The sequence below is a fragment of the Salinibacterium sp. SWN1162 genome (assembly GCF_015864675.1).
GTDB lineage: Bacteria > Actinomycetota > Actinomycetes > Actinomycetales > Microbacteriaceae > Rhodoglobus.
The window spans coordinates 247,373-263,289 of sequence record NZ_JADYWT010000002.1 but is presented as its reverse complement, the minus strand read 5'-3'; the positions used below and the strand labels follow the sequence as shown (position 1 = coordinate 263,289).

The following is a 15,917-nucleotide window of genomic DNA, read 5'->3' as shown; positions in this document are numbered from 1 at the left end:
GATCGCTCGTGACCGAACCAGTACAGCCACCTCCTCGCCGCTTTCCGCGTCGTGTCTACGGCGTCGGCACTGAGCCGGATGCCCGCTTCAGCTTGGCAAACGAGCGCACGTTTTTGGCGTGGATCCGCACCGCCCTCGCGCTGATCGCTGCGGGTGTCGCGCTCGAGGCATTCGTGTTGCCGATCGCTCCGGGATTCCGGATCGGGGCATCCGTGTTGCTGATTTTGTTGGGCGTTCTCGCGCCGATTCAGGCCTGGTTTGGCTGGATGAAGGCCGAGCAGTCGCTGCGACTCGGGCGCCCGTTGCCCTCCCCTAACCTTGCTGGCCCCATCGGTGGCGGCGTTGTTGTGGCCGGGCTGCTGCTTGCGATCGGTATCCTCCTCCAGTGACGCGCGCCTTCGACCGTCCATTCGATGCCGGCCTGCAAGCAGAACGCACCGCCCTCGCCTGGCAGCGCACCGTGTTGTCGTTTGCCATCGCCGCGCTCGTCTCCGCACGACTGCTGCTCAACACTGTCAGCATCGGCAGCTACGCCGTGGCCGCTCTTGGCCTCATCATGACCGCCGTGCTGTTCTGGGTGGGGCATCGTAGATACCGCACCGTGCATACGAAGCTCGTCCAGGCATCCACCGATCGCATTCGCCTCACGAGTGCGGCGCCGCTCTTCCTCTGGGCGCTTGCCGTCTTCGTGCTCGCCGTCGTCGGCGCGGTATTCGCTGCACTCGGTATGGTCCCGACTGTTCAATCCCTGTAGCTGCGGCTAAGAGCTTTGTGCTCGTTCCGGACTCCCCGGCGACCTCCCCGCGCAGCAGCTCCCGCAACACGGTTACACCGGATGTTGTACGCAGCGCCCAGACAGAAGGCTTAGTGTTTTAGAGGCTGATTGCTGATGCCGATGCCGCTGAACACTCGCGGCACCTTCGCCCTCCAGTTTTGGGACAACGAGAAACTTCATGAGCTCGACTTCACACACCGCTGCACCGCGTCGCGGACGTTCTGGATCACGCGACAACCCCGACGACGGCCCCCGCGCCAAGTTCAGCGAACTGCTCCCCTACCTCTTCGAGCACCGCAAGGTCATGATCTTCGTGATCATCCTCAGCATCCTCGGCGCTGGCGCTTCGCTCGCCCAGCCCCTACTCGTCAGCCAGGTCATCACGATCGTTGAGGCCGGCGAATCGCTCGGCACTCTCGTGTGGCTACTCATCGGCCTCGTCGTAATCTCGGGCCTCATCAGCGGCTACCAGCACTACCTTCTGCAGCGCACCGGCGAGGGCGTCGTACTCTCCAGCCGACGTCGACTGGTGAGCCGGATGCTCAACCTCCCCATCTCGGAGTTCGACCGTCGCCGCACCGGTGACCTCGTCTCCCGTGTCGGCAGCGACACGACTCTGCTGCGCGCGGTGCTCACGCAGGGACTCGTCGAAGCCATCGGTGGTTCGATCACTTTCATCGGTGCGCTCATCGCGATGCTCATCATCGACCCCGTGCTGCTCGGCCTCACCGTGCTCGTGATCGCCATCGCGGTCGTCACCGTCACAACCCTGTCGAAGCGCATCCGTGTGGCCAGCCAGCGCGCTCAGCGCAAGGTTGGCGACCTGGCCGCCGCCGTGGAACGTGCGATCTCCGCCGTGCGCACACTGCGAGCGTCCAACGCCACCGAGCGTGAAATCGAAGCCGTGAACGAAGACGCCCTCGGCGCCTGGAAGATGGGCATCAGCGTCGCCAAGATCTCAGCGCTTGTTGTTCCGATCGCCGGAATCGCCCTGCAGGTCTCGTTCCTCGTCGTCCTCGGTGTCGGTGGCTACCGCGTGGCCAGTGGCGCCATCGAGATCGCCGACCTCGTCGCGTTCATCCTCTTCCTCTTCCTCATGATCATGCCGCTCGGCCAAGCCTTCGGCGCCGTCACCGCCGTCAACCAGGCACTCGGTGCGCTCGGCCGCATCCAAGAGATCATCAAGCTGCCCAGCGAGCTCGAGTCCGATGCCAATGTTGTTTCCGTTGCCAGCATCGAATCAGATGCCGCAATCACTTTCGACAATGTCGAGTTCTCGTACCCCCGCGACTCGGTGCTCGTGCAAGCCGAAACGGAACTGGCCGCGCTCAAGCACGCCGGCACCGAATCCGATGCCAAAGAAATCGACCTCACCGTTCTGCGTGGAGTCAGCTTCACCGTGAAGCGCGGCGAACGTACCGCCATTGTTGGCCCCTCCGGCGCCGGCAAGAGCACCATTCTGGCCCTCGTCGAGCGCTTCTACGACCCGACCGGTGGTGTTGTACGCCTCGGCGGCGACGACCTCCGTGCCCTCAACCGTGAAGAGTTGCGCGCCCAGATCGGCTACGTCGAGCAAGATGCGCCCGTGCTCGCTGGCACCATCCGCCAGAACCTTCTCATCGGGGCCCCCAATGCCACCGACGAGGAATGCACCAAGGTCATCGCGGCTGTGAACCTCACCGGCGTGCTCGACCGCAACCCTGCCGGTTTGGATGCTGCCGTCGGCGAAGACGGAGTGATGCTCTCCGGTGGTGAGCGTCAGCGTCTCGCGATCGCCCGCACGCTGCTCGCCGCTCCCCCGATTCTGCTGCTCGACGAATCGACCTCCAGCTTGGACGGCCTCAACGAGCAAATGCTCCGCGAAGCCATCGACGCTGTGGCCGAGAACCGCACCCTCATCGTGATCGCGCACCGTCTCTCCACCGTCGTCGACTCCGACCAGATCGTCGTGCTCGACAAGGGCAAGGTTGTGGGCGTCGGAACCCACTCCGAGCTCGTGAAGTCGACCCCGCTCTACAAGGACCTCGCCAAGCACCAGCTGCTCGTTTAGCGGCTCGCGGGTGCGCTGCTTCGGCAGTGCGCCCGCCCGCTAACGCGCTGTCGCTGCTGCCGCTCGGCTCTCCGCTACTGAGCGGGTGCGCTGCCGCTATTCCACCGCGAGCGCGAACATCGCGACCGCGGCGGTCGCCGCAACGTTGAGCGAGTCGATGCCGTGCCGCATCGGAATCTGCACGATCGTGTCGGCAGCATCGATCGCGTCGCGGGTAAGACCGTGGCCCTCGGTGCCGAGCACGAGCGCGACCTTCTCGGGAGCATCCGCCGCATAATCGCGCAGCGACACCGCACCATCCTCGAGAGCGAGCGCCGCAATCTGAAAGCCGGATGCCGTGAGCAGCGCCCGAGTGTCTGTCCAGTTGCCGATGCGTGTCCACGGCACCTGCAGCACGGTTCCCATCGAGACGCGGATCGCGCGGCGGTAGAACGGGTCGGAGCACTGCTCGGTGACGAGTACGGCATCCGCCCCGATCCCGGCGACGGACCGGAAGATCGCGCCGACGTTGGTGGGATCAACGACGTTTTCGAGAATGACGATGCGGCGAGCATCCGCCAGCAACTCGCTCGGAGCAGGAAGCGGCGGGCGGTGCATCGACGCGATAACACCGCGGTGCAGCACGTAGCCGGTCAGCTCGGCGAGCAGCGACCCGTCCCCCGTGAAGATGGGAACGTCGTCGCCCACGAGCTCAACGATCTCGTCCACCGAAGTACCGAGCGCGAGCACCGAACGCACGTGGTGACCGGAGCGCAGAGCGCGCTGCAGCACGAGTGTCGACTCGGCGAGGTAGAGCCCGTGCTCGGTGCCTTGAGCTTTGCGCAGCGCGACGTCCGTCTGATGGGAGTAGTCAGCCAGACGCGGGTCGCTGAGCTCGGTGACGGGGATGACGGGCACGCTACAGCGCCCGACTCACGCGAATAAGAATCACAGTACGGCCATCGGCACGCTGCCCACTCGCCGCCTCGAAGCCGGGGCCGGTAACCGATTCAATACCCTCGTAGAGCAGGAGGTTGTCGAGCCCCAGCGCATCGGCTTCCGCAGCCCACGAGAGCGTGGGAGCCACCCGGTAGTCACCGGAGCGCAAGGGATCAGCAGCGCCATCGGGCAAAACCACCGTGGCGTGCAACAGACCCGCGACATCCTCTACGGTGGCGAACTGAACACTCTCTACCTCGACGCCCTCGGGCAGAGCGATGCTGGAAAATTCTGCAATTTGCTCGGGGGAGACATCACTGCAGGTACCCTCCGAGGCGTCGCACAGCAGATCGTTCGTCGGCCACAACGATGTGAAGAGCACGGCACCGCCCACAAACGCCAGCCCGATTACTAGCCCAATACCCACGAGGAGGGCAAGAAGCCGCAAACCCAGCCCCTTGCTGGGCGGAAGAACATCAGACTCGGCGACAAAACCGGGAAGGTGAAGCTCGTCGCCGTCGGCGCTGTCATCGCTGCCATCGACACCGGCGCTGGGCTCCGGCGCGGACGAGCTGATCACGCGTCGCTCGAGACCAGTGCGATGCCCGTCTCTGCCATCGTCGCGAGAGCCGCTGCGCTCGAGTCGGGGGCAACGCCGGCGACGAGGCCGGTCAATACTGACACGTCGCGGCCGCTGCCCGCCGCATCCAGAGCAGAGGCAAGAACGCAGTAATCGGTGGCTATCCCGGCTACATCGATGGTGTCGATGCCAAGGCGGGTCAGCAGCGCGGGGACGGTTTCGCCGTCGTCGGTCGTGCCCTCAAAGATCGAATACGCCGGAACGCCCTGCCCTTTGCGAACGTGCACGTTCACTAGAGAGGTATCGAGGGCAGCGTGGTAGTCAGCGCCGGGCGTGCCCGCTACGCAGTGGACCGGCCACGTGTCGACAAAGTTGGGTTCGGCATCCGTCGCGAAATGACCACCGTTGCTGTTGTCGGCGTCATGCCAGTCGCGGGAGGCAATGACTACGTCGTAGCGGTCAGGATTCGCCCGCAGGTAATCGGTGATTCCGGCCGCAACAGCGGCACCGCCTTCGACGCCTAAAGCGCCGCCTTCGGTGAAATCATTCTGGACATCAATAACGAATAGCGCAGCAACCACGCTGCCAGTCTAAGTCGCGAGCGCCGAGAGAACAGCGCTAGTAGTCAGAGAGACCATTGCCGCAGGCGTAGACGCCAGCGACAAGGTTATCGATCGCTGTGCGGGCATCGTTGGAGATGCCCTCTCCGATGGCGTAGAACGCAAAGGCGAGTTCCGTGCCGTCTTTGGCTGTGAGCACCCCGCCAAGAGAGTGCTCTTGGTTGGTCCAGCCTGACTTTGCGACGACTTGCCCCTCCACCGCAGCAGCATCGCCTTCGAAGCGGTTATAAAGGTCCCCGCTCTTGCCGCCGATCGGGAGCATCGAAAACGCAGCTCCGAGCGCTCCGCTATCTTCCGAACCCTTAGCCATGAACTGGGCGACGAACAGAGGCGGCACCTGGTTCTTCGGGCTCAGCCCTGAGCCATCAGTAATCGTGATCGTGGCGGCATCCTCGAGTCCGGCATCCGTCAACGAACTTTGAATCGCCTGGTCGAGTGTGTTTGCAGCACCGCTCAAGCCCAGTTTCTTAGAAACAAGACGAGCCAATGCCTCTGCAAGCGAATCGTCGCCGCTAATCAGCATCTGTTCCACCAGCACGTCCACGGGCTGAGATTTCACTTCGGCAAGAACAGTGGTACCGACGGCAGCTCCCGTGGAGAACGTGACAGCGGGAAGCCCGGCAGCTTGAGCGAAGGCTTCCCCGGCGGTCTTCACCGGATCGGTGCCACGCGGGCTGACCGCAATGGTGGCGTCGGCACGATCGCCGTCTACCATCAGGGCCGTCACGGACGAGTGGTAACCGCCGGTGCGCTCACGCTCAGGCCAATTCGAGTCCCAAGCATCGGAGACGTTCCAGAGAGAGGCATCGAGCACGATCTCGGTGATCGGTACGCCAGGGTGCAGTTCTTCGTAACGAGTCATCGCCTGCGAGGCGAGATCAGAAATTTGCGGGGCATCACGATAGTACGAAGCGTTTGTCGTCGCGAGGGTGGGATCGCCGCCGCCGACCAACACGATCACGCCTGGTTGCGAGCCATCGATCACGGTGGTGCTGATGCGAGCATCCGCACCCAAAGTCTGGAGCGCGGCAGCAGCAGTGAACGCGGTCACGATGTGAGCGGGGCTCGCAGCATCTTCTGCCGAACGATCCCACAGCACCTCACCGGAGGCGGCATCCGTCACCACTCCTGCCAAGGAAGGGAAGGTGTCGACGCTGGCAAATGCATCGACCGAACAGGTACGAATCCCGACAGCGTCGGGGGTAACATCCGGTTGGCTCCGCTGTTCGACAGTGACTTCGTCTGGGGTGACATCAACTGCCGAGTCAACAGAGCCAACCGAAATTCCGGCGAATACTGCTACTCCTGCGAGTAGGGCGAATAGTACGGCGGCCACCGTCACCGTGGATGCGGTGGGGTGCTCGGCAATAAACGCGCGTATTCCTCCTGGCGCTTTCGGCTCGCTGCTGGCTGAATCAGTCACCCGGTTATAGTACCCGGATGCACGGACTCGGTGCCTGCGCGCGGCTTAGCAGTACGTCCATCGTGCTGCTGCGCGGGTGAAACTGTAGGGCTCATCGATTCCGCCGTGGGTCATGGCAAAGGCGATGCATACGCCGCCGGTGCTGGCACCGGGCTGGTAGAGCGATGCACGATGTGCACTGGATTCCCACCACTTGGAAGCGACGGTGGCTCCGCTGTTTCCCGAACCTCCTGCGAGGTTTCCGTCGCAACCGCGAGCAGCGACTCCGTCAGAGCGAGTGGTGCCGTTGTGGCCCCAGCCGTCGAGCGGGTTCGAGCTGGGTGATTCGGCCATCCAGAACAAACGCTCCTCCATGCAGGAGTCGTAGCGAAAGTTTGAGAGCGGAATCGGCTGCAAGCAGTTGGCGACGCGGATTGAGTTGTACGCGTAGGCGAACGATGAAAGGTCACCCGAGGTAGTTCCGGCAACGCCCTGCGATGAACTGCGGCTAGGCGCACCGGATACGCCACCGCCGACGTTGCTCGGGCACGCTTGCCCGGCAGCCGCATACGCGGTGCGGATTTGAGCGACGGATGCTGAACCGCCGGTAACCGATTCGACAACGATCGGCTTCGGCTTGGGCACGGCCTTCTGAGCCAAGTGCTCGGAGTCAGAGGTGAGCGACTTTGCTTCGGCCTTCAGTTCGGCAGCGAGGGATTCCTCGGTGATGCGCTCGACACTGGCTACGGCCACGATTTGGGGCTCTTCTTCGATCGGGCCGGTGGCCGTCGATGCGAACAACGGTGAACGAGCGGTCGCGTTAGCGGTTGCGCTTTCGGTGAGTCCTGGTCCGCCTCCCCCGACGAACGGTACAACGCCGACAATCACGACAGTGACTAACGCCGTTAAGAACGGAACTCTCCCCATAAAAAATCGCCCCCCAGACGAATAAACAGGAAGCAGACCCCTCTGCTTCCTGTTGCCAAAACTAGGGGCGAAATCACAGTTAAACAAGGGAAAACCCCCGGGAACACGCGGAAATACCCGTTAAAGGGGGGTCTGGGTGACGGGTCTATCCTCTGTTTAGGGGACACCGCCGTGGCCCGAAATGTCGATTGAAAGGGCTCTTGTGAACGCCGGCCGCGTCGTCAATCGCAGCCGCCACGACTGACGTTTGCTATACATCCTCATGTCCTTGATACTTGAGCAAATACCAGAAGTTGGGGGGATGCTGTGCCGCAATTGACGAGCGACCAGTACAGCACCCTCTTTGTGCTGTCGGTCACCGCCGCGACCGTCGCTCACGTCATCGGCGCGGGCATAGTGCTCGTTTTCGGGATCGCACTCGGTGTCTTCGGTCTGGGCTTTCTGACGATAGTTCTTCTGAACAAGCGCGCCCTCGGCCCCGAGGAATAAGCAGACGCGACGAACCCTGTCTAGCTGGGGCGTCGAACCCGCCGCGATTAAATCGAGGCTGGGAAGAATGCGTTGGCGAAACGCGTGCGGAGAACGGAGCCGCCTATCAGAATCGAACTGATGACCTTCTCATTACGAGTGAGATGCTCTACCGACTGAGCTAAGGCGGCCGGCCACATTTTCATGAGGCACAGCAAGAAAGCTTAGCCGAAGTTTCAGGCTTCTATGACCGACCCAGCAAACTTGACCCTACGCGCCACAATTCGGGTCGGCCTTCGGCACTACTCCGTTGATGAAATAGGCGTCAACAGCCCCATCTACACAGCCCACACCGCCGTTGTACGCAGTGTGCCCCTCACCGTTGTAGGTGATCAGCTGAGCGCTCTGCAGCTGCTCGCTAAGCGCTACGCCCCACTCGTAGGGCGTTGCAGGGTCACCGGTAGTGGAGATGATGAGCACGGGCGGGGCGCCCTCCCCCGTCAGCTCGGTGATTTCCGGCCCAATGTATTGGTACGGCCAGTTGAGACAGGTGAGGTCGCCGGTCGGTGGAAAGTCTCGGTACGTCGTAGGCGAGGCTTGACGCATGAGCTCCTGTTGTTGCACGAGCACCGCAGGATCGGTCTCTACCGGATAGTCGACGCAGTAAATCGCGATGAATGCCTCAAGCGAGTTGTCGGTGTACGACCCGTCGAGATCGCGACTGTAGTAGAAATCCGCGAGGAAGAATGCGGTGTCTGTCTCCCCACGCGCTGCCTCGGAGTACAGGTCGTTGAGGAACTGCCACGAATCTTGGGAGTAAAGAGCGGTGCTCATTGCAATATCGAGCACACCGGCATCCATCATTCGTCCGTCGGCGGCCGCCACCGGGTTTGCGTCGTAGCGATCATAAAGTTCTCGGATGGTCGTGAGAGCTGCATCCACACCGCCAGTGAACGGACAGTCATCGAACATCTCGGGGCACGCCGCGAGGTAGTTCTCCAGAGCGCGCTGGAACCCCGCCGTCTGCACTAAACCAACATCAAATACTGAGATCGAGGAGTCCGTAGCGCCGTCGAGCACAATGCGGCCAACGTTCTGGGGAAAGTTTTCGATGTAGTAAGAACCGATATCGCTGCCGTAGGAGTAGCCGAGATATTGCAGCTTCTCGTCGCCCACAATGGCGCGCAGCATGTCGAGGTCGTGCACTGTGCTCTGGGTATCGATGAACTGCAGGATCGGGCCGGTGTTGTCGAGGCACGCCTGGCCAAAGTCGATGGCTGACTGTTCGCTCTCCGCAAGCCAAGCGTCACTGCCGATCGCGGAATCGGAGATGCCAAAGATGAAGTCGTCGAGGCCTTCATCGTCTAGACAGGTTACGGGTGTCGAACGACCAACGCCGCGTGGATCCCAACCGATAACGTCATAGTTTTCGCGCAGGTTCGCGCTGACAGCAAAGTCAACGTCGTCGTGGATGAGGTCGAAGCCCGATGCGCCTGGCCCACCCGGATTGACGAAAAGCGAGCCCATGCTCTCGCCGGTCGCCTCGTGACGAGCCATGACGATCTCGATGTCGGTCTCTGGGGAGGGATTGGCCCAATCCATCGGTGCCGTCGCCGTGGCGCACTGAGCGCCGTTGTCGCAATCCACCCACGAGAGAACTTGCGAGTAGTAGGGGGCGAGCTCCTCTGAGACCGTTTCGCCGGTGGGCTCCGATTGCTCGCCAAGAAAGTTGGCGAGAATATTGGTGCAACCGCTGAGCAGCAGGGTGAGAGCGAGAGCCGGCACCACGAGGGCGAGCCTGCGAGCGCGGGAGGCGGGGGCAGCAGCGTTGAAGTTCACGGCCCGAGCCTAGCCGCTAGCAGTTCGGGTCGGTGGCCGGAACCTCTCCCCTGAGGAGAAAGTCTTCCACGGCACCATTCACGCACTCGTTCGACTTGTTGTAGGCCGTGTGGCCCTCGCCGTTATACGTGATCAAGTGCCCGGTTTCGAGGTTGTCCGCGACCGTGACCGCCCAGGAGTACGGCGTCGCCGGATCGTTCGTTGTGCCAATCACGAGCATGTCGGCGGCACCCGGCGCTGTGATCGCAGCGCGGTCCCGCTTGGCCTCGACCGGCCAGTTGGCGCAACCGGGGTCGCCGTATGACATCTGCGGCCCGAAAATGGGAGCCGCGGCTGCCAGAGCGGCAGCCTGCTCACGCATGCGTTCGTTGTCAGCGGGCTCGCGGGCATCCAGACAATTGATGGCGATGAACGCTTCCGTCTGGTTCTCGGCATACGTGCCATCCGCGCTGCGACCGTTGTAGTTGTCTGCCAGATCGAAGGCGATCGAGGCATCACCCTTCATGACGGTCGCGAAAAGCTGACGCAGGTAGGCCCAGTTGTCCGGGCTATACAGCGGCAGGATGATCGCCGTAAACATCGTGCTGCTGCCGAGCTTGCGGCCATCGGCATTCGAGAGCGGGCTCTGATCGAGCCGGTCAAGCAGCGTGCGAACCGTCGCGCGAGCCTGATCAACAGACCCCGTGAACGGGCAATCGCTGGCTCCAGCGCAATCGACGAGAAAGGCATCCAACGCCCCCTCGAAGCCTTGAGCTTGCGCCTTGGTCGCCTCGAATTCGGATGCCGCGGGATCAACCGCTCCGTCGAGAACGAGTCGCCCGGTCTTGTCGGGGAACAACTCGGCATAGACCTGACCGAGAAGCGTTCCGTACGAGTAGCCCAAATAGTTGAGCGTGTCGTCGCCAAGCGCAGCGCGCAACATGTCGAGGTCGCGGGCAGCGCTCAGAGTATCGACGAAACCGAGAAGCGGGCCTGTCTCTTCGCTGCAGCGCTGAGCGAACTGAGCCGAAGCGTCGGTAGCGGCGGCAATCCACTCGTCGCTGCCCTTCTCCCCCGGAGTGATTCCATAAATGTAGTCATCGAGCTCAGCCGGATCGGAGTAACAGGACACGGGCGTCGAGCGGTTAACCCCGCGAGGATCGAAACCGACCACATCGAAGCGCGACTGCAGCGCCTCACTCGTCGCGTAATCCACACTGTCAGCGATGAAATCGAAACCGGAACCGCCGGGGCCGCCGGGGTTCACGAGCAAAGAACCGATGCGGTCGTTGCCGCGCGCCGTCTGACGCACGAGCGCCAAATCGATTGTGTCGCCCTCGGGCGCATCCCAGTCGACGGGAGCGATCGCGGTCGCGCACTGCAACTCGTCGCCGCAACTGTTCCACTCAAGAACCTGTTCGTAAAACTTTTCGAGCCCCGAACCAACACCCTCTTCGGTGGGCGTCGACGTAGTCGAGGATTCCGGAGGCATAAACCATGACACGCAGCCGCTCAGCAGCAACGAGGTTGCCACCGCAACGGCTGTTACGGCGCTAGCGCGAGTGCGGCGACGGCTCATGCTCCACGCCCCGACACTGCCACCTTCACGAGCATCGCCTCGAGCGCGAGCGCCGGGGCGACATTGCTCTCGATACGGCGACGAGCCTCAGCGATGCCGTCCATGATGGCCAGCGTCGCGGGTGCTGTGGTGCGGTTCGCTACCGCAGTGAGGTTGTTGACGATGCTGAGGTTAATGAGTTCTCCTGGGGCGCCGATCTGGGTCAAAAGAATGTCGCGATACAGCGACAACAGGTCGACCATGATGCGGTCGATGCCGTCGCGCAAGCTTCGTGTTGCGCGCCGCTTCTGGTCTTCTTCGAGGTTCTTGAGCTGAACGCGAAGAGCGGGAGGAACTGTTCCGCCGGGAGCGACACCGAGCGAGCGCAGAGCGCTTTCACGTTCGCTCGCATCTTTCTCTTCGGTGATAGCAGCGGCATCCGCCTTCGCGAGATCGAGAAGCGACGTTGCCGCGATCACGGCGTCAGAAACGGTGCGGATGTTGAGCACGGTCGTGAGCGCCCGTTCGCGTCGTTCGCGGGCCTCCGCATTGGTGGCAAGACGGTGCGCCATGCCGATGTGGCTTTGTGCTTCTCGCGCGGCCCGCAACGCAATGTCGGGTGCAACGCCATCGCGATCCTGCAGCAGCTGGGCCACATCTTCGATGGCGGGCGTGCGCAGGCGAACGCTGCGTACGCGCGAGCGGATCGTGGGGATGAGGTCTGCTTCGCTCGGCGCGCACAGAATCCAGACGGTTCGCGGCGGCGGTTCTTCGAGCGCCTTCAGGAGAACGTTCGAGGTGCGCTCGACCATGCGGTCGGCATCCTCAATAATCATCACGCGGTAGTGGCCGACCGACGGCGAAAACTGCGATGATGCCACGAGCTTGCGCACCTCATCGATCGAGATAATGACGCGTTCGGTGCTGAGCACCCCCAGATCGGGATGCGTACGGGCGAGAACTTGCTTGTAGACCGACTCTTCGGTTTCATCGCCCCGCGTGCCCAGCAGAGCAGCGGCGAAAGCGTAGGCGATATTGGAGCGGCCCGAACCGGGCGGCCCCGTGATCAACCACGAGTGCGTCATAGACGATTGGCCTGAACTGCCCAACGCCGACGATGAGGCCGCAGCCTCAAGAACGGCGATCGCTTCAGCTTGGCCCGTCAGGCCTTCCCACAACGACATGCGCTCAGTCTAGGCGGGTTGCGGGAGGTGATTCTGGATGCGCTCCCGGATGGCCGTCGCGATCTCAGAGATCTCGAGGGCGGCATCCATCACCAGGATACGTTCGGGTTCTTTCGCCGCTCGTTCGAGGAACGCGTCGCGCACTCGAGTGTGAAATTCTTGCTTCTCCGCTTCGAGGCGATCGTAGCGAGTGCGCGCGCTATCGAGGCGCTTTCGAGAGTCGGCCGGGTCGAGGTCGAGCAACACCGTTACATCGGGCAGAAGACCCTCCGTGGCCCACAGGGAGAGCTCCCGTACTTCGTCGGAGCCGAGCACTCGCCCCGCCCCCTGATAAGCCTCCGAGGAGTCGATATAGCGATCCTGCACGACGATCTCGCCGCGTTCGAGCGCGGGGCGCACAACGGTAGCGATGTGGTGGGCGCGATCGGCGGCGTAGATGAGTGCCTCAGCGCGCGGGTCCATTGCCCCACGGCGGTGGAGCACAATCTCGCGAAGTTCGAGGCCGAGGTCGGTGCCGCCGGGCTCGCGAGTAACAACCACGGTGTGACCGGCCTGCGTGAGCCAATCGACGAGAAGCTGCGCTTGCGTGGTCTTACCCACGCCGTCGCCGCCCTCGAGGGTGATGAAAAGACCGGGCACGCTACTCCGTTTCGGGAGCAGCCGACGCCGCAGGCTTTGCGGCTGGCTTTGCTGCGGCCGGCTTCTTCGCTGCAGGCTTTTTCGCTGCGGGCTTTGTGGCGGCAGTCTTTGTCGCCGCGGCCTTGGTAGCCGTCGCCTTCGCCGCTGTCGTTTTCGCTGCCGTGGTCTTCGTTGCCGTGGTCTTAGCGGCAGGCTTCTTTGCCGCAGGTTTCTTGGCTGCCGGCTTCTTAGCCGCCGGCTTCTTGGCCGCTGGCTTCTTCGCGGCGGGTTTCTTCGCTGCCGTTTTGCGCTTGACCGGTCCCTTGGCACGCTTGTCGGCGAGCAGTTGAACGGCGCGCTCGAAGTCCACGTCTTCCACAGTCTCGCCGCGCGGGATGGTGGCGTTAGTAGTGCCGTCGGTCACGTAAGCCCCGAAGCGGCCGTCCTTGATCTTGATCGGCTTTTCGCTCACCGGGTCAGCGTCGAACTCTTTGAGAGCACTGGATGCTGCGCGGTTGCCGTACTTGGGCTGGGCGTAGAGCTCGACTGCTCCGGCTACATCGATGTCGAAGATGAGGTCTTCACTCGTGAGGGATCGTGTTTCGACGCCCTTCTTGAGGTACGGGCCGTAGCGGCCGTTCTGAGCCGTGATTTCGGCGCCTGACTCGGGGTCGAGGCCGACAACGCGCGGAAGGCTGAGCAGCTTGAGCGCGGTGTCGAGGTCGACGGTGTCGAGGTCCATCGTCTTGAAGATGGATGCCGTGCGCGGCTTCACCGCGGCGACCTTCTTTGGCTTCTTGGCCTTTTTCACTTCGCCGGTCTTGGGGTCGATCTCTTCGACGGGCTCCGGAACGGGCTCGGGTTCTGGCTCAAGCTCAGTCACGTAGGGGCCGAAGCGGCCATCCTTCGCAACGATCTCTTTGCCGTTTTCCGGGTTGACACCGATGACGCGGTCGCCGATAACGGGTGCTTCGATGAGTTCGATCGCCTTGGCGAGCGTGAGTTCATCGGGCGCAAGAGCTTCGGGAATGTTAACGCGGCGCGGCTTCTCCGGGTCGTCACTGGGGGTCTCTAGGTAGGGGCCGTACTTTCCGATGCGCAGGGTCACGTCATCCGACAGTTTCATCGAGTTGATTTCCTTGGCATCAATCTCGCCGAGGTTGTCGATGACGGTGCGAAGGCCCCGGTACTTGTCGTCGCCGAAGTAGAACGACTGCAGCCACTCCACGCGGTTCTGGGTTCCGCCCGCAATGCGGTCGAGGTCGTCTTCCATGCCGGCCGTGAAGTCGTACTGCACGAGATCGCCAAAGTACTCTTCGAGCAAACGGATCACGGAGAACGCGATCCAGTTGGGCACGAGAGCCTGGCCGCGCGGCGTGATGTACCCGCGGTCGATGATCGTAGAAATGATCGACGCGTAGGTCGACGGGCGACCGATACCGAGTTCTTCAAGCTTCTTGACGAGGCTGGCTTCGGTGTAGCGCGGGGGCGGGCTGGTCTCGTGGCCCTTGGCTTCGACGTCGAGAAGCGTGAGCGTTTGGCCTTCCTTGAGCGGAGGCAGTTTCGCTTCTTTGGGCTCGGCGGTGGCGTTGCGCTCTTCGTCTTGGCCTTCTTCGTAGGCCTGCATGAAACCGCGGAAGGTGATGATGGTACCGCTGGCCGAGAATTCGGCAACGGGAGCTTCACCGGCAGCGATCGTGATGGATGCGGTTGATCCCTTAGCGTCGGCCATCTGCGAGGCGACGGTGCGCTTCCAGATCAGTTCGTAGAGCTTGAAGTCGTTTCCGCGCAGTGTCGATTGAAGTTCGCTCGGCGTGCGGAAGGTGTCTCCCGAGGGGCGAATAGCTTCGTGGGCCTCTTGAGCGTTCTTGCTCTTGCTGGCGTACACGCGGGGCTTGTCGGGAACAGCGTCGGCACCGTAAAGGGCGACAGCCTGGGTGCGAGCGGCGGTGATGGCCTGCTGCGAGAGAGACGAGGAGTCGGTTCGCATATAGGTGATGTAGCCGTTTTCGTACAGCGACTGGGCAACGCTCATGGTCTGGCGAGCGGAGTAGCGCAGCTTGCGGCCGGCCTCCTGCTGCAGCGTTGAGGTGGTGAAGGGTGCTGCGGGGCGACGCGTGTATGGCTTGGTCTCGACCGTTTTTACGGTGATGGTGGTGCTCGGCATCCGCAGCGCGTCTGCAAGCGTTTGAGCGGCCTTTTCGTCGAGGGCTACGGCTTCGCCCTTGAGGTTTCCGCGGTCATCGAAGTCGCGGCCAGCGGCAACGCGCTTGCCATCGAGGCGCACGAGCTTGGATTCGAAGCCGTTGGTTTCGCTGTCGGGCGAGAGTTGGGCGATGAGGTCCCAGTAGTTGGCGGTGATGAAAGCGAGTCGTTCGCGTTCGCGCTCAACGACGAGACGAGTAGCGGCGGACTGCACGCGGCCGGCGGAGAGCCCGGGGCCAACTTTGCGCCAGAGCACGGGAGAGATTTCGTAACCGTAGAGGCGGTCGAGGATGCGGCGGGTTTCTTGAGCATCAACGAGGGCCGTGTCGACGTCGCGGGTGTTGTTGATGGCCGCTTCGATGGCGTCTTCGGTGATCTCGTGAAACACCATGCGCTTCACGGGAACTTTGGGCTTCAGCACTTGAAGGAGGTGCCACGCGATGGCTTCACCCTCGCGGTCCTCATCAGTTGCGAGGAAGAGTTCGTTCGCTCCGCTGAGCGCTTTCTTGAGTTCGCTGACGGTTTTCTTCTTAGCGTCGGAGACGACGTAGTACGGCTCGAAGCCGTTGTCGACGTCGACCGAGAACTTGCCGAGCGAACCCTTTTTGAGCTCGGGTGGCAGGTTGCGAGGCTCGACGAGGTCGCGGATGTGACCGACAGAAGAGAGCACGTCGTAGTCGTCACCGAGGTACTTGGCTATCGTCTTGGCCTTAGTGGGCGACTCGACAATGACAAGTTTTTTGGTGCCAGACACGGGACTCCTTGGATGATGACGCACTTGACCGGTGGCAGCG

Annotated in this window: 14 protein-coding genes and 1 tRNA gene; 4 read left to right on the top strand and 11 right to left on the bottom strand. The window is 62.5% G+C overall.

Translation table 11 applies throughout. The annotated features are described in order from the left end of the window. Positions 1 to 8 precede the first annotated feature (8 nt). The 3 genes from I6E58_RS10975 to I6E58_RS10965 all read left to right on the top strand — a co-directional run bounded on the left by I6E58_RS10975 (position 9) and on the right by I6E58_RS10965 (position 2,825). On the top strand, positions 9 to 389 hold the full coding sequence (locus I6E58_RS10975; protein WP_129073118.1) for a YidH family protein: 381 nt from the start codon (positions 9 to 11) through the stop codon (positions 387 to 389). Continuing rightward, on the top strand, positions 386 to 754 hold the full coding sequence (locus I6E58_RS10970; RefSeq protein WP_197133524.1) for a DUF202 domain-containing protein: 369 nt from the start codon (positions 386 to 388) through the stop codon (positions 752 to 754). Before I6E58_RS10975 ends, I6E58_RS10970 begins: the two co-directional genes overlap by 4 nt. Before the next feature lie 199 nt (positions 755 to 953). Continuing rightward, the gene (locus tag I6E58_RS10965; protein ID WP_197133522.1) at positions 954 to 2,825 is read left to right on the top strand and encodes an ABC transporter ATP-binding protein; all 1,872 of its coding nucleotides are present in this window, start codon (positions 954 to 956) and stop codon (positions 2,823 to 2,825) included. 96 nt (positions 2,826 to 2,921) lie between these two features. On the opposite strand, the gene I6E58_RS10960 is transcribed toward I6E58_RS10965, so the two are convergent. From I6E58_RS10960 to I6E58_RS10940, 5 genes are read right to left on the bottom strand one after another with little or no spacing between them, the layout of a single operon-like run. Next, the gene (locus tag I6E58_RS10960; RefSeq protein WP_129073114.1) at positions 2,922 to 3,722 is read right to left on the bottom strand and encodes an RNA methyltransferase; all 801 of its coding nucleotides are present in this window, start codon (positions 3,720 to 3,722) and stop codon (positions 2,922 to 2,924) included. 1 nt (position 3,723) lies between these two features. Then, positions 3,724 to 4,323, bottom strand: coding sequence for a hypothetical protein (locus I6E58_RS10955; RefSeq protein ID WP_231595513.1), 600 nt, complete (start codon positions 4,321 to 4,323; stop codon positions 3,724 to 3,726). Then, positions 4,320 to 4,904, bottom strand: coding sequence for an isochorismatase family protein (locus I6E58_RS10950; RefSeq protein WP_197133520.1), 585 nt, complete (start codon positions 4,902 to 4,904; stop codon positions 4,320 to 4,322). The genes I6E58_RS10955 and I6E58_RS10950 overlap by 4 nt, the downstream gene beginning before the upstream one ends. 37 nt (positions 4,905 to 4,941) lie before the next feature. Further along, the gene (locus I6E58_RS10945; protein ID WP_197133517.1) at positions 4,942 to 6,366 is read right to left on the bottom strand and encodes a D-alanyl-D-alanine carboxypeptidase; all 1,425 of its coding nucleotides are present in this window, start codon (positions 6,364 to 6,366) and stop codon (positions 4,942 to 4,944) included. A gap of 45 nt (positions 6,367 to 6,411) precedes the next feature. Beyond that, positions 6,412 to 7,272 (bottom strand): hypothetical protein, encoded by an 861-nt coding sequence (locus tag I6E58_RS10940; protein WP_197133514.1) that lies wholly within the window; start codon positions 7,270 to 7,272, stop codon positions 6,412 to 6,414. A 306-nt stretch (positions 7,273 to 7,578) separates the two neighbouring features. Between I6E58_RS10940 and I6E58_RS10935 the strand changes: the two genes are divergently transcribed. After that, positions 7,579 to 7,761, top strand: a complete 183-nt coding sequence (locus I6E58_RS10935) for a hypothetical protein (protein WP_197133511.1) — start codon at positions 7,579 to 7,581, stop codon at positions 7,759 to 7,761. A 97-nt stretch (positions 7,762 to 7,858) separates the two neighbouring features. Here the strand turns inward: I6E58_RS10935 and I6E58_RS10930 are convergent. From I6E58_RS10930 to topA, 6 genes are all read right to left on the bottom strand, one after another. Continuing rightward, positions 7,859 to 7,931: transfer RNA gene (locus tag I6E58_RS10930), tRNA-Thr, on the bottom strand. 79 nt (positions 7,932 to 8,010) lie between these two features. Then, positions 8,011 to 9,579, bottom strand: coding sequence for an alpha/beta hydrolase (locus I6E58_RS10925; RefSeq protein ID WP_197133508.1), 1,569 nt, complete (start codon positions 9,577 to 9,579; stop codon positions 8,011 to 8,013). A 16-nt stretch (positions 9,580 to 9,595) separates the two neighbouring features. After that, positions 9,596 to 11,137: an alpha/beta hydrolase gene (locus tag I6E58_RS10920; RefSeq protein WP_129073109.1), complete on the bottom strand. Its 1,542-nt coding sequence runs from the start codon at positions 11,135 to 11,137 to the stop codon at positions 9,596 to 9,598. After that, positions 11,134 to 12,300: a DNA polymerase III subunit delta' gene (locus I6E58_RS10915; protein WP_129073108.1), complete on the bottom strand. Its 1,167-nt coding sequence runs from the start codon at positions 12,298 to 12,300 to the stop codon at positions 11,134 to 11,136. The genes I6E58_RS10920 and I6E58_RS10915 overlap by 4 nt, the downstream gene beginning before the upstream one ends. Before the next feature lie 9 nt (positions 12,301 to 12,309). Further along, positions 12,310 to 12,939 carry a dTMP kinase gene (gene tmk / locus I6E58_RS10910; protein ID WP_197133505.1) on the bottom strand — a complete coding sequence of 210 codons (630 nt, stop codon included), beginning with the start codon at positions 12,937 to 12,939 and terminating at the stop codon, positions 12,310 to 12,312. Between the two features lies 1 nt (position 12,940). Continuing rightward, positions 12,941 to 15,877, bottom strand: a complete 2,937-nt coding sequence (gene topA, locus I6E58_RS10905; RefSeq protein WP_197133502.1) for a type I DNA topoisomerase — start codon at positions 15,875 to 15,877, stop codon at positions 12,941 to 12,943. Positions 15,878 to 15,917 lie beyond the last annotated feature (40 nt).